Below are 13,117 nucleotides of genomic sequence, written 5' to 3' on the forward strand. Positions count from 1 at the left end.
GCCGTCCCGCCCTGGCCCTGGCGGTCTCATGCCTCACGGACGAGGAGCAGCGGGGTCGCCATGAAGGCTGACAAGCGGGACCTGAACCGGGCCCTGCTCGCACGGCAGATGCTGCTGGAACGGCGTGACATGCCCGTTCTGGACGCCATCGAGCACCTCATCGGCATGCAGGCGCAGGCACCCAGCCCGCCGCACATCGGGCTGTGGAGCCGCCTCGCCGGCTTCGCGTTCGACACGGTGGGCCCGCTGATGACCGAGCGGCGGGTGCTCCGGATGGTGCTGATGCGCGGAACGCTCCACCTGGTCAGCGCCCGCGACGCCCGCGCGCTGCGGCCGCTCACCCAGCCGCTCCTGGACAACTACCTGCGGACCCGGGCCGCCGACCTGGCCGGCATCGACCTCGACGCGGTCACCGCGCACGCCCGCGCGCTGCTGGAGGACGAGCCGCGCACCGACAAGGAGTTGCGCGAGCTGCTGGCCGAGCGGTGGCCGGACGACGACCCCGCGCTGCTCGGCTGGGCCGTCCGGTGCAGGCTGCCGCTGGTCCAGGTGCCGCCGCGCGGCATCTGGGGCGCCTCGGGGGTCGCCCGGCACACGACCCTCGACACCTGGCTGGACGGGCATCCGCCCGCCGAGACGACGCTGGACGAGGTCGTGCTGCGCTATCTGGCCGCGTTCGGGCCGGCGAGCGTCCAGGACGTCCAGCAGTGGTCCGGCCTGACGCGGCTCGGCGAGGTCGTCGAGCGGCTGCGGCCGGAGCTGCTGGATTTCCGGGACGAGAACGGCCGCGCGCTCTACGACGTGCCGGACGCGCCGCGTCCCGGCGGCGACGCGCCCGCGCCGGTCCGGTTCGTCCCGGACTTCGACAACCTGCTGCTCTCCCACGCCGACCGCGCCCGGATCATCAGCGAGGAGCACCGCAAGCGCGTCTTCACCGTCAACGGCATCATCCGCGCGACGTTCCTGGTGGACGGCTTCGTCCACGGCATGTGGAAGATCGAGAAGAAGCGCGGGGAGGCGGTGCTGCGCGTCGACCCGTTCGCCCCGGTCCCGAAGCGGGAGCGCGCCGCGCTGGAGGAGGAGGGCCTGCGGCTGCTGGCCGCCGGGCACCCCGACGCCAAGTCGCACGCGGTCGAGTTCCGCTAGACCGCGCCGGTCAGCCTTCGCCGCGTGCGCACGGGGCCTCGTGGTCGGGGTCGAGGGACGACAGGAGCGCGTGCAGGGTCTCGCGGAAGGCGAGCATCTGCTCGCGGTCCAGCGGGTCGAACAGGTGGCGCCTGACCTCGGCGACGTGGCCGGGCGCCGCCTTGACCAGCACGGCGTAGCCCTCGTCGGTCAGCCGCGCGATCGTGGTGCGGCGGTCGCCGTCGTGCTTGCAGCGGCTCACCCACCCGGCCTCCTCCAGCCGGTTCACGGCGTGGGAGAGGCGGCTCGGGGACGAGTGGACGAGGTCGGCGAGCGCGGTCATCGTCAGCGCGCGGTCGGGCGCCTCCGACAGCATCGCCAGGATCATGTAGTAGGCGTGCGGCATCCCGGAGTCGCGCTGGAGCTGCCGGTCGAGGGCGGCGTTGAGCAGCCGCGACGTCCACAGGAAGGCCCGCCAGGTCTCCTGCTCCTCGTCGTCCAGCCACTGCGCCTCGGTCATGCGGACAGTCTACCCAAAAGTTGAACCCTCAAGCCTTGAAAGTTCAATCATTCTCCGGATATGGTTGAAGTCTCAAGTAAAAGGGGGACGACATGACCCGGATGCCGGTGCTCTACCTGAGCCACGGGGCTCCGCCGCTGGCGGACGACGCCCTGTGGACCGACCAGCTCGCCCGCTGGTCGGCCGACCTGCCGAAGCCCGCGGCGATCCTCATGGTGTCCGCGCACTGGGAGGCCGCGCCGCTCAGCGTCGGCGCCACCCGGCCGGTGCCGCTGGTGTACGACTTCTGGGGATTCCCAGAGCACTACTACCGCGTCCGCTATGACGCGCCCGGCGCCCCCGAGCTGGCCGCCGACGTGCGCAAGCTGATCCCCGGCGTCCACCAGGACGAGGAGCGGGGCCTGGACCACGGCGCGTACGTGCCGCTGGTGGAGATGTACCCGGACGCCGACGTCCCTGTGCTGCAGATGTCGATGCCGACGCTGGAGCCGGAGCGGCTCTTCGAGGTGGGGCGGAGCCTCGCGCCGCTGCGCGACCGCGGCGTGCTGATCATCGGGAGCGGGTTCACCACGCACAACCTGCGGGAGCTGCGCCCGGACCCGGACGCCCCGCCGCCCGCCTGGTCGGCGGAGTTCGACGAGTGGACGGACCGCGCGGTGCGGGGCGGCGACGTCGACGCCCTGCTGGACTTCCGCGCGAAGGCGCCCGCGGCGCGCATCGCCCACCCGCGGACCGAGCATTTCGCGCCGCTGTTCATGGCGCTGGGAGCGGACGCGGACCAGGCGTCGGAGCGCCGGTCCGTGATCGACGGCTACTGGCTCGGGCTGGCGAAGCGCTCGTTCCAGTTCGGGTGAATTGTCACGTTCCGCCCGATTAGCCGGACGGGGTCAGTCGGTCGCCGTCTCCATCTGGGCGAAACCGGTGCGCCACGAGGTCACCTGCGGCTTCCAGCCGAGGTCCAGCGCCTTGGCGTTGGACACCGGGCGGCCGGTCGTCGCGGCGTGCTTGCCGGCGCTGCCCGGGTGCGGGGCGCCGATCGCCGCGCTGTAGACGGGCAGCCAGTCCGCCGTGGTGGCGGGCTCGTCGTCCACGATGTTGACGGCGCCGGCCGGCCAGTCGAGCGCGGCGAGCGCCGCCGACGCCGCGTCGTCGGCGTGCACGAAGGACGTCCACGACGGCGCCAGCCGCAGCGTGCCCGCGCGGGCCCGCTCGGCGATCGCGCCGTCGGGGGCGTACCAGGTGCCCGGGCCGTAGAGCGCGCCGTACCGCAGCACCACGCCGCGCGGCATCTCGCCGACCGCGTCCTCCAGCGCCGCGACGCCCGCGTACGGCGGCAGCGAGGAGTCGAGCGGGTCGGACTCGACGGCCGCCGTGTCGCCCGGGACGTACAGCCAGGCGATGCTCTGCGCGACCATCGTCTCGACGCCCGCGGCCTTCGCCGCGTCCACCAGGTGGCGGGTGCCGGCGATGCGCAGCCGCGAGTTGGCCTGGAAGTCCTCCGCGCTGAGGTCGGTGAGCTGGTGGATCACGGCGTCCGGGCGCTCGGCCGCGACGGCGTCGCGGACCGCCGGGCCGTCGAGCATGTCCACGACGACGGGCGCGGCGCCGAGGTCGCGCAGCAGCCCGGCGCGGTCGGACCGGCGCGTCGTCCCTGCGACCTCGTGGCCCGCCTGGACGAGCAGCGGGATCAGCCGGCGGCCGACGACTCCGGTCGCTCCGGCGAGGAGAATCTTCAAGGGGGTACCTCCGCGACTGTCACGCCTTTGTGAGATCGTCTTTTGTAGGATCGTCCAGGTGCACTCGCCCGGCGTTCGGCATGGTAGCCCCCCTGCGTCCGGTCGGACGACGTCGGACGAGCCGCACCGCCCCCGGGGTCCCGTCCGCCCATGAGCGTACCGCCGGGAACCGCCCGAACGCGTTTCGCATCCGGCGCGGACGAGAATTCCCGTGTGCGAAACGGAACCGGCGACGGCGGAGGAACGCGCATGGAGATCACTCTCGTCCAGGGCGACATCACCGAGCAGGACGCCGACGCGATCGTGAACGCGGCCAACTCCTCGCTGCTCGGGGGCGGCGGCGTGGACGGCGCGATCCACCGCCGGGGCGGGCCCGAGATCCTCGACGCGTGCCGTGACCTGCGCGCTTCGCGGTACGGCGGCGGGCTGCCGACCGGCCGGGCGGTCGCGACCACGGCCGGGCGGCTGACCGCCCGCTGGGTGATCCACACGGTCGGCCCGGTGTACTCGGCGTCCGACGACCGCTCCGGCCTGCTGGCCTCCTGCTACCGCGAGTCCCTCCGCGTCGCCGACGAGCTGGGCGCCGCCTCGGTCGCCTTCCCGGCGGTGTCGGCGGGCATCTTCGGCTGGCCGCTGGACGATGCCGCCCGGATCGCCGTCGGCACCGTCCGCTCCACCCCCACCCAGGTCGCCGACGCCCGCTTCGTCCTCTTCAGCGGCGACGTCTACGCCGCCTTCGAGCGCGCGCTGGAATCCCTCTAGCCGCTTCCGGCCCGCCGTCAGTCCTCCTTGGGGGGCGGCACCACGAGGACGGGCCGGTGCGCGTGGTGCAGCACGCGGGTCGACACGCTGCCCAAGATGACGGAACGGGCGCCCGCGAGACCGCGCGAACCCGTGACGATCAACGAGGCGTTCAGCTCGTCCGCGACGTCCACGATGGCGGCCCAGACGGGGCCGCCGCCGCGCTCCGCCCGCGTCGTCACCTGGGTCAATCCGGCGGAGAGGGCGAGGTCGGCGCCCGCCTGGGCGAGCTGCTCGGCCTGCTTCTCCTCCTCCCAGGTGTCGCCGTCCTGCGGCCCGGCGGGGACCGGGGCCACGGCGGCGATCGGCGCCCAGGTGATCTGAGTCAGCAGCGGCTCCCACACCGTCATCACCACGGTCGGCTCGGCCTTCAGGTGGCGTGCGGCGAACTCGATGGCGGTGCGCGAGTCGTCAGAACCGTCGAATGCAATGAGAACTGTCATATGAAAGACATTTCCAAGATCAGAGGCGGGGGAACCCGAACGGCCCGCACAGTGGCCGATCTCTCAGCCGGCCTGGGGCGCGCGGCCGGTGCCGGGCGGGCCGGCGAACGCCTGCGCGATGTCGAGCCAGCGGTCGGCGTCCGGACCGGTGGCGGTGAGCGCGAGATCGGCGCGGTGCCGGCGCTGGGCGACGGCGTGGCAGAAGTCGAGCGCGGGACCGGTCACGGACTGGCGCGCGTCCGCCGGACCCCACGTCCACTCCTCGCCGCCGGGGCCCGCCAGGACGACGCGGAACTCCTCGGCCGGCGGCTCCAGGCCGCGGTTGCGGTACGCGAAGTCGCGGGTCCGGACGCCGATGTGCGCGACATGCCGGAGCCGGTGCGTCGGCTCGCGCCGGACGCCGAGCGCGTCGGCGACGTCCTCGCCGTGCGCCCACGTCTCCATCAGCCGGGCGGTCGCGAGCGTCGCGGCGCCCATCGGCGGGCCGAACCAGGGCAGCCGCGTGCCGGGCGGGACGGCGGCGAGGGCGGCCACCATGCGGCGGCGCCCGTCGCGCCAGCGGGCGAGGAGCGCCGCCGGGTCCTCCTTCGCGCCCTCCCGCGCGCCCGTCTCCACGTGGCCGTCGGGGTCGGCGAGCGCCTCCTCGACGAGCTTGCCGAACGCGTCGGCGTCGGTGGCCGCGACCACGGCCTGGTCGTCGGTCCAGGCGAGGTGGGCGATCTGGTGCGCGATCGTCCAGCCCTCGGCCGGGGTCGGGTCCGCCCAGCGGGCGGCGGGCAGCGGCGCGACGAGGGCGTCGACGGAGTCGCCCTCGGCGGCGAGGTCGGCGAGCAGAGAGTGCAGATCCGGCATTCCGCCAGCATCGTCCAACCGGCCGCCCCCGGTACAGGGGGCGGACTACAAAACCGAACGCGGTTCTTTAGCCGGGCCCGTCAGTCGCCGCCGGCCGCCGCCGGCCGCCGCCGGCCGCGTCAGCCGAGGAGGGCGCGGGCGGCGGCGTAGTCGGCCTTGCCGTTGGGCAGCCGGAGGCCCGCGTCCGTCCGGACGAACGCCTTCGGGATCTTGTAGCGGGCCAGGTGGGCGGCGCAGCCCGCGCGCAGCTCGTCGTCGGACGGGCCGCCGGCGGGGCTCACCACCGCGACGATCTCGGTGCCCCAGCGCTCGCTCGGCCGGCCGACGACCAGCGCGTCCGCGACGCCCGGCAGCCCGCGCAGCACGGACTCGACCTCCTCCGCGAACACCTTCTCCCCGCCGGTGTTGATCGTGGTCGCCTCCCGGCCGTGGACCTCGACGGTGCCGTCCGCGAGCAGCCGCGCCCGGTCGCCCGCCACCACGAGGCGCTCGCCGTCCAGCGTCAGGAACGTGGAGGCGGTCTTCGCCGGGTCGCCGAGGTAGCCGAGCGGGATCGCGTCGCCGCCCTTGGCCAGCCAGCCCAGCTCGTCCTCGCCGGGCGCGAGGCGCCGCGACCGGTCGGCGGACAGCACCGCCGTCCCGGGCGCCGCCGCGAACGTCCTCGCCGCCGAGCCGTTCCGGGTCACCTGGAACCCCGACTCCGACGAGCCGAGGACGTCCACGATCCGGGTGTGCGGCAGGAGTTCCAGCATCCGCGCCTTCACGCCGGGGCTGATCGCGGCGGCCGAGTTCACGAACGTGCGGAGCGCGCCGAGGTCGTGCGGGCGGGCCTCCAGCGCCGCCGTGATCGGACGGGCGAACGCGTCCCCGACCAGCGGCATCCGGGTGACCCGCTCGCGCTCGGCGGTCGCCATCAGGTCGGCCGCGTCCAGGCCGTCCACCCGGTCGGGGAACACCACGCACCCGCCGCCGCACCAGGCGCCGAGCGCCGACCACGTGCCGGCGCCGTGCATCAGCGGCGGGCCGACCAGCACCCGCGCGTCGCTGCGGACGGCCCGCGCGACGGCGTCGTCCAGATCGGTGACGGGGACGCCGTCGCGGCGCCGCAGGCCGAGCGGGCCGATCATCAGGTCGCCGATCCGCCACAGCACGCCCTTCGGCATGCCGGTCGTGCCGCCGGTATAGAGGACGTGCAGGTCACCGGCCTCGGGCCGCACCGTCAGCGGGTCGGCGGGCGCCTTGGCGAGGGCGTCCTCGTAGTCGAGCGCGCCGGGCAGCAGCGGGGCGCCGGACTCGTCCGCGACCTGGAGGAGCAGCGGGCGCCCGTCCAGCCGCTCGACGACCCGGCCGATGGCGTCCGCGAACCGCGCGTGGAAGAGCACGGCGGCCGGGCGGGCGTCGCCGAACAGGTGCGCCAGCTCGTCGTCCACGTACCGGTAGTTGACGTTGAACGGGGCGACGCGGGCCTTGTGCGCGCCGACCAGGCCCTCCAGGTATTCGGGGCCGTTGTGCAGGTAGAGCGCGAGATGGTCGTGCGGCGAGTCCCAGGGCTCGGCCGCCGTGCCGCGCAGGCCGAGGCCGTGCGCGTGCAGGACGTTCGCCAGCCGCCGGGTGCGGTCGGCCGTCTCCCGCCAGGTCGTCCGGCGGTCGCGCCACACCAGGCACTCGCGGTCGGGGATCGCGGCGGCGATGGCCTCGTGCAGGGTCGCCAGGTCGAGCATCGGCACTCCTCGGGGGACGGCGTCGGCAGCACCGTAACCGATAACTTACCGAACCTCGTTCGGTGGTGGCGGGAGTGGGCGGGGGGGGGCGTTTCCCGGCGCCCTCGGACGTACAGGGCATAGGCCGCGAGAAGGAACAATTACCGGGTGCCCCCAGCAAGCCGGCCGCGAGGAGAGGTGACTCGCGGCACCACCGCCCCCAACCGGCTCCGCCGCGTCGACCGCTGGATCGCCGCCACCCAGGCGGGCCCGCTGCACGCGGACCCGCGCCCGCTGGCCGTCGACCTCGGCTACGGCGCCTCGCCGGTCACCACGTTCGAGATCTACGCGCGGCTGCGCGCCGTCGCACCGCGCCTGGAGGTCGTCGGCATCGAGATAGAGCCGGACCGCGTCGCCGCCGGCCGCACCCTCCTCGCCGCCCTCCGCGAACCCCCCGAACCCCCGGACCCGCCCCCGCCGAAAGCCTCCGAACCCCGCAAAGGAGTCGGAGACCGCAAAGGAGCAGGTGACCCCGCGCGTGCCACGGCCCCCAAAGGAGCCGTGGGCTTCAAAGGAGCCGCTGCTTCCAAAGAGGGCTTGAGGCTGAACGGTGCCGGTGCCCTCAAAGGAGTCGTCGGTGCCAAAGGAGCCGCTGCGGCTTTTGAAGGGCTGTCGTTTCGGCGCGGCGGGTTCGAGTTGCCGGTGCCGCGGCCGCCCGTGCTGGTCAGGGCGTTCAACGTGCTGCGCCAATACGACGAGTCGGCCGCCTGGCGCGCATGGGACGATCTGCGCGCGCGCCTGGCGCCCTCAGGGGTCCTCGTGGAGGGGACGTGTGACGAGATCGGACGCCGTGCGGTCTGGGTCACCCTCACCGAGGACGGGCCCCAGACCATCACGTTCGCCGCGCATCTGGGCTCGCTGGAACGTCCGTCCGTGCTGGCCGAGCGGCTGCCTAAGACGCTGATCCACCGGAACGTGCCGGGCGAGCCCGTCCACGCGCTGCTGGCGGACTTCGACCGCTGCTGGGCGACGGCCGCGCCGCACTCGGCGTTCGGCCCCCGCGCGCGCTGGGTCGAGGCGGTGTCGCTTCTGGCGCGGAACCATCCCGTCTTCACGCATCTTCCGTACGGCGGGCGGCACCGGTGGCGCCTCGGCGAGGTCACCCTCCCCTGGACGGCGGTCGCCCCGCGAGGCTGAGCCCGCGCTACTCGCGGTGCAGCTTGTAGGGGGCGGCCTGCACGCGGGGCTGCACGTCGATGCGGTCGATGTTGACGTGCGCCGGGCGGGTGACGGCCCAGGCCACGCAGTCGGCGACGTCCTCGGCGACGAGCGGCTCCGGGACGCCCTCGTACGGCTTGGCGGCCCGCTCGGCGTCCCCGCGGAACCGGACCAGGGAGAATTCCTCCGTCTTCACCAGCCCCGGCGCGATCTCGGTGACGCGCACCGGCTCGGCGACCAGTTCCAGCCGGAGCACGTCGTTGACCGCGTAGGCGGCGTGCTTGGCCGCGTTGTACCCGCCGCCGCCCTCGTACGGGACGTGGGCGGCCAGCGAGGTGATGTTCACCACGTGCCCGGCGCCGCTCTCGATCAGCTTCGGCAGGATCGCCTTGGTCACCCGGACCAGGCCCAGCACGTTGGTGTCGTACATCGTCTGCCAGTCGGCGAGGTCGGCGGACGCGACGCTCTCCAGGCCGACGGCGCCGCCCGCGTTGTTGACCAGCACGTGGCAGGCGCCGACCGCCGCCGCCAGCGCGTCCACCGACTCCTGGGACGTCACGTCCAGGGTGACCGGGGCGATCTTCGCGGCGCCCGGCACGGTCTCGGCGATCTCCTTGGCGAGGGCGTCGAGGCGGTCGCGGCGCCGCGCGGCGAGCACCACGTTGAACCCCTCGGCCGCCAGGCGCCGCGCGGTGGCGGCCCCGATCCCGCTGCTTGCTCCGGTCACTATCGCGGTCTTACGCATGCGACCAGGGTCCCAGACGCGGTGCGCGGCGCCGCCGGGGGAGTGGGAGCCGGTGAGACCGGTCACTGTGGCGAGAAGTCACGAATGTCCCCCTTCCCGAGGGAACACCCGACCCGGTCGATAGGTTGCACTACCGGAGGTGATGTTCAGTGTCGCGTCGTATCAACCGGGTTGCGACGGTCAGTGTTCATACTTCCCCCCTTGACCAACCTGGTACCGGCGACGCGGGCGGCATGAACGTCTACATCGTCGAGGTGGCCAAGAGGCTGGCCGCGAGGGGCGTGGAAGTCGACATCTTCACCCGCGCGACGTCGCGGGCCCTGCCCCCGGTGGTCGAACTCGCTCCGGGCGTGCTCGTCCGCAACGTCGTCGCCGGGCCGTTCGAGGAGCTGGACAAGACCGAGCTCCCCCGCCACCTGTGCGGATTCACGTCCGGGGTGCTGCGGGTCGAGGCGGCCCACGACCCCGGCCACTACGACCTCCTGCACACGCACTACTGGCTGTCCGGCCAGGCCGGGTGGGCGGTCAAGCAGCGGTGGGGCGTGCCGCTCGTCCACTCGATGCACACGATGGCGAAGGTCAAGAACGCGGCGCTCGCCGACGACGACAAGCCCGAGCCCGCCGAGCGCGTCCTCGGCGAGGAGCAGGTCGCGGCGTCCTCCGACCAGCTCGTCGCCAACACCGCCAAGGAGGCCCGCGAGCTCGTGGACCTCTACGGCGCCGACCCCGCGCGGGTCGCGACCGTCAGCCCCGGCGTCGACCTGTCGATGTTCCGGCCCGAGTCGCCGATCCTCGCCCGCAGCACCGGCCTCCTCCCGCACCGCACCGGCCCGGCCCGCCGCCGGCTCGGGCTGCCCCGCGACGCGTACGTGCTGCTGTTCGTCGGCCGGATCCAGCCGCTGAAGGCGCCGGACGTCCTGCTGCGCGCCGTGGCCCGCATGCTCGCCGACGACCCGGCGCTGCGCGCCAAGCTCGTCGTCGCCGTCGTCGGCGGCCCGTCCGGTTCCGGCCGCTGCCGCCCCGAGGGGCTCCAGTCCCTCGCCGCCCAGCTGGGCATCACCGACGTCATGCGCTTCGAGCCGCCGAGCCCCCAGCGCGAGCTGGCCGACTGGTACCGGGCCGCGGACGTCACCGTCGTCCCGTCCCACAGCGAGTCGTTCGGGCTCGTCGCCGTCGAGTCGCAGGCGTGCGGGACGCCCGTCGTCGCGTCCCGCGTCGGCGGCCTGTGCACCGCCGTCGCGGACGGCGAGTCCGGCGTGCTGATCTCCGGGCACGACCCGGCCGACTACGCCGCCGTCCTGCGCCGGCTGCAGGCCGAACCCGGCCTGCACGCGCGCCTCGCCCGCGGCGCCGTCCGACACGCGGACGGCTTCGGCTGGGACGCCACCGTCGACCGCCTCCTCGACGTGTATACCGGTGCCATGTCGATCCCGGCCGTCAACGTCGCCCCCGCAGAGGTCACCGCATGAGCGGAGCGAACCGGGGGGCGCGGGGGGTCGTCCCCCCGCAGGAGGTGCGCATGAACCACGTCGAGACCATCAGGGAGGCGCTCAAGGCGGCGGAGCTGGAGTTCGACGAGCCGCGCGAGAACGCGTTCTTCGTCAAGCTCCCCGGCCAGCACAAGCTCGCCACGATGACGTGGCTGATCGTCGGCGACCACTCCCTGCACGTCGAGGCGTTCTTCTGCCGCCGCCCGGACGAGAACCACGCCGAGTTCTACCGGTTCCTGCTGGAGAAGAACGGCCGCATGTACGGGGTCGCGTTCGCCCTGGACGACGTCGGCGACGTCCACCTCGTCGGGAAGCTGCCCCTCGACTCGATCTCCCCGGACGAGATCGACCGCGTGCTCGGCTGCGTCCTCACCTACTCCGACGAGAACTTCGACAAGGCGCTGGAGCGCGGGTTCAAGACGTCCATCCAGCGCGAGTGGGACTGGCGGGTCAAGCGCGGCGAGAGCCTCGCCAACCTGCGGGCGTTCGCCTCCTTCGCGGACCCGGCCAACCGCGAGTGACCTCCGGCGGGCCGATAGGCTCTGCGGCATGGCGACCCTGGTATTGCTCCGGCATGGCGAAAGCGTTTGGAACGCGGAAGGGCTGTTCACCGGCTGGGTGGACGTCGACCTGTCCGCGAAGGGCGAGAGCGAGGCGACCCGCGGCGGCGACCTGCTGCTCGACGCCGACATCACCCCCGACGTGGTGCACACCTCCCTGCTGAAGCGGGCCATCCGCACCGCCAACATCGCCCTGGACGTCGCGGACCTCCTCTGGATCCCGGTGAAGCGCTCCTGGCGGCTGAACGAGCGCCACTACGGCGCCCTCCAGGGCAAGAACAAGGCGCAGACGCGCGAGGAGTTCGGCGAAGAGCAGTTCATGACCTGGCGCCGCTCCTACGACACCCCGCCGCCGCCCATCAAGGACGACGACCCGCTGTCCCAGGTCAACGACCTCCGCTACGCCGAGCTGCCGTCCGAGCTGATCCCGCGCACGGAATGCCTCGCCGACGTCGTCGACCGGCTGCTGCCCTACTGGTACGACTCGATCGTGCCCGACCTGGCCGCCGGCAAGACCGTGATGGTCGCGGCGCACGGCAACTCGCTGCGCGCCATGGTCAAGCACCTGGACGACATCTCCGACGAGCAGATCGTCGGCCTGAACATCCCGACCGGCATCCCGCTCGTCTACGAGCTCGACGACGACTTCAGCCCGCTCAAGCGCGGCGGCGAGTACCTCGACCCGGCCGCCGCGAAGGCCGCGATCGAGGCCGTCAAGAACCAGGGCGCCGCGAAGTCGGACGGCCCCAAGCCGCCGACGCCGCCCGCGAAGGACGCCAAGGACGCGAAGAAGGACAAGCCCCGGCGCGGCCGCAAGAAGTGACGCCCGAGGGGCCGCCGCGGCGGCCCCTCACCCCGCGAACGCGGAGGCGATCCCCGCGCCGACGGCCGCGAGCCCGGCGAACGCCAGCGGTCCGGCCGCCCACGCGCAGGCCCGCGCCTGCCGCTCCGACGCCCCCGCGCGCACGAGGGTGCGCCGGACGTCCCCGTAGGGCGAACCGCTCCGATCGGGCATCGGCATGAACGCCACCGGCGCGTACAGCAGGCTCAGCACGAGCGCCGCCGCCCGCGCGAACAGCCCGTCCAGCGCCGCGTGCACCGCGAGCAGGACCAGCCCGAACGCGATCATGCCGACGATGTACAGGATGACCGACATCACGGCTGCCCGCAGGACGTCGTCCCCGGCGGACCGCACGACCGGTGCCCAGAGCTTGCAGATCATGTCGGTCCGCAGGACGGACACCCAGATCACGAACGCCAGGATGCCGATCACGACGGCCACGGCCCCCGGCCATGACGACATGCCGTCCTCCCCGGGTCGGATCACATCCTCGAGTGAATGATCTCAAACCCGGGCGCCGCGGGACAGCCGCGGCAAAAGCTCCGGCGCGGCCGCGGGAAGGAACCGCCGGGGGCCGCCTCCTCGGCGGCCCCCGGCTAAGGCGTGATCTTCACGACGGCTTCGTCTCCCTTGATTCCGAGGGCTTCGATGGAGATGCTCTGCAGCCGGCTGCGGACCTTGGCGCTCCCGGAGACGGAGAAGGACGAGCCGCCGCCGTCCGTGGACTTGCAGGTGATCTCGTCCCCGCTGATGGTGATCTGGACCGGGGTCATGCCGAACTCGTCGTCAAGGGGAATCTCGGCCCCGTTGCCGACGCGGACGGTGCAGTCGGCGTCGGCGCAGGCTTTGAGGTCGGTCCCGTCCGCGGCTTCCGGGAGGGACGCCTGCCCGCAGCCGGCGAGCACGAGCCCGAGGGCCGCGGCGATGGGCAGCGCCCTACTGATCTGCATGGTCTTGGTCTGGATGGTCGTCCGCCTGCTCGTGCTCGATCGAGATGACCGCTTTGCGTCCCTCGGCCCCGACCCGGCCAGCGCCGCCCGTGTGCCCGTTACCGTCGGCATCGGCTTCCTTTCTCGACGTGGTCGG

The 13,117-nt window shown here is 73.4% G+C and carries 15 protein-coding genes; 7 read left to right on the forward strand and 8 right to left on the reverse strand.

Going from position 1 to position 13,117, the window contains the following annotated elements; genetic code table 11:
- Nucleotides 1-60: 60 nt before the first annotated feature.
- Complete coding sequence (locus AB0K34_RS10600; protein WP_301177754.1) at nt 61-1,146, forward strand: winged helix DNA-binding domain-containing protein; 1,086 nt, start codon at nt 61-63, stop codon at nt 1,144-1,146.
- Nucleotides 1,147-1,156: 10 nt separating this feature from the next.
- On the opposite strand, the gene AB0K34_RS10605 is transcribed toward AB0K34_RS10600, so the two are convergent.
- The gene (locus tag AB0K34_RS10605; RefSeq protein WP_138638177.1) at nt 1,157-1,645 is read right to left on the reverse strand and encodes a MarR family transcriptional regulator; all 489 of its coding nucleotides are present in this window, start codon (nt 1,643-1,645) and stop codon (nt 1,157-1,159) included.
- Nucleotides 1,646-1,737: 92 nt separating this feature from the next.
- Between AB0K34_RS10605 and AB0K34_RS10610 the strand changes: the two genes are divergently transcribed.
- Complete coding sequence (locus AB0K34_RS10610) at nt 1,738-2,499, forward strand: class III extradiol ring-cleavage dioxygenase (RefSeq protein WP_138638176.1); 762 nt, start codon at nt 1,738-1,740, stop codon at nt 2,497-2,499.
- 33 nt (nt 2,500-2,532) lie between these two features.
- Here the strand turns inward: AB0K34_RS10610 and AB0K34_RS10615 are convergent, their stop codons facing one another.
- Nucleotides 2,533-3,381 (reverse strand): NAD(P)-dependent oxidoreductase, encoded by an 849-nt coding sequence (locus tag AB0K34_RS10615; protein WP_138638175.1) that lies wholly within the window; start codon nt 3,379-3,381, stop codon nt 2,533-2,535.
- Between the two features lie 249 nt (nt 3,382-3,630).
- On the opposite strand from AB0K34_RS10615, the gene AB0K34_RS10620 reads away from it, so the two are divergent.
- Nucleotides 3,631-4,143 (forward strand): O-acetyl-ADP-ribose deacetylase, encoded by a 513-nt coding sequence (locus AB0K34_RS10620; protein WP_138638174.1) that lies wholly within the window; start codon nt 3,631-3,633, stop codon nt 4,141-4,143.
- 17 nt (nt 4,144-4,160) lie between these two features.
- Here AB0K34_RS10620 and AB0K34_RS10625 read toward each other — a convergent pair whose 3' ends face one another.
- From AB0K34_RS10625 to AB0K34_RS10635, 3 genes are all read right to left on the reverse strand, one after another.
- Complete coding sequence (locus AB0K34_RS10625) at nt 4,161-4,625, reverse strand: universal stress protein (RefSeq protein ID WP_138638173.1); 465 nt, start codon at nt 4,623-4,625, stop codon at nt 4,161-4,163.
- Between the two features lie 63 nt (nt 4,626-4,688).
- The gene (locus AB0K34_RS10630) at nt 4,689-5,477 is read right to left on the reverse strand and encodes a TIGR03084 family metal-binding protein (protein WP_364547305.1); all 789 of its coding nucleotides are present in this window, start codon (nt 5,475-5,477) and stop codon (nt 4,689-4,691) included.
- Between the two features lie 119 nt (nt 5,478-5,596).
- The gene (locus AB0K34_RS10635) at nt 5,597-7,198 is read right to left on the reverse strand and encodes an AMP-binding protein (RefSeq protein WP_364547307.1); all 1,602 of its coding nucleotides are present in this window, start codon (nt 7,196-7,198) and stop codon (nt 5,597-5,599) included.
- Between the two features lie 177 nt (nt 7,199-7,375).
- On the opposite strand from AB0K34_RS10635, the gene AB0K34_RS10640 reads away from it, so the two are divergent.
- A complete protein-coding gene (locus AB0K34_RS10640) occupies nt 7,376-8,374 on the forward strand; it encodes a class I SAM-dependent methyltransferase (protein WP_301177749.1) in 999 nt (332 codons plus the stop codon).
- A gap of 7 nt (nt 8,375-8,381) precedes the next feature.
- Here the strand turns inward: AB0K34_RS10640 and AB0K34_RS10645 are convergent, their stop codons facing one another.
- The gene (locus AB0K34_RS10645) at nt 8,382-9,140 is read right to left on the reverse strand and encodes an SDR family NAD(P)-dependent oxidoreductase (RefSeq protein WP_138638450.1); all 759 of its coding nucleotides are present in this window, start codon (nt 9,138-9,140) and stop codon (nt 8,382-8,384) included.
- A 149-nt stretch (nt 9,141-9,289) separates the two neighbouring features.
- On the opposite strand from AB0K34_RS10645, the gene mshA reads away from it, so the two are divergent.
- Genes mshA through AB0K34_RS10660 form a run of 3 tightly spaced genes read left to right on the forward strand, consistent with a single transcriptional unit; the run spans nt 9,290 to nt 12,013 of the window.
- Complete coding sequence (gene mshA, locus AB0K34_RS10650) at nt 9,290-10,609, forward strand: D-inositol-3-phosphate glycosyltransferase (RefSeq protein WP_364547310.1); 1,320 nt, start codon at nt 9,290-9,292, stop codon at nt 10,607-10,609.
- A gap of 50 nt (nt 10,610-10,659) precedes the next feature.
- Nucleotides 10,660-11,151, forward strand: coding sequence for a YbjN domain-containing protein (locus tag AB0K34_RS10655; protein WP_301177747.1), 492 nt, complete (start codon nt 10,660-10,662; stop codon nt 11,149-11,151).
- Between the two features lie 28 nt (nt 11,152-11,179).
- Nucleotides 11,180-12,013 (forward strand): phosphoglyceromutase, encoded by an 834-nt coding sequence (locus AB0K34_RS10660; RefSeq protein WP_171069176.1) that lies wholly within the window; start codon nt 11,180-11,182, stop codon nt 12,011-12,013.
- Nucleotides 12,014-12,040: 27 nt separating this feature from the next.
- On the opposite strand, the gene AB0K34_RS10665 is transcribed toward AB0K34_RS10660, so the two are convergent.
- Together AB0K34_RS10665 and AB0K34_RS10670 are read right to left on the reverse strand one after the other, a co-directional pair.
- Complete coding sequence (locus tag AB0K34_RS10665) at nt 12,041-12,493, reverse strand: hypothetical protein (RefSeq protein WP_301177746.1); 453 nt, start codon at nt 12,491-12,493, stop codon at nt 12,041-12,043.
- A gap of 134 nt (nt 12,494-12,627) precedes the next feature.
- Nucleotides 12,628-12,981 carry a hypothetical protein gene (locus tag AB0K34_RS10670; protein ID WP_301177745.1) on the reverse strand — a complete coding sequence of 118 codons (354 nt, stop codon included), beginning with the start codon at nt 12,979-12,981 and terminating at the stop codon, nt 12,628-12,630.
- Between the last annotated feature and the right edge of the window lie 136 nt (nt 12,982-13,117).

It is taken from the genome of Actinomadura sp. NPDC049382 (assembly GCF_040677125.1).
Taxonomy (GTDB): Bacteria; Actinomycetota; Actinomycetes; order Streptosporangiales; family Streptosporangiaceae; genus Spirillospora; species Spirillospora geliboluensis.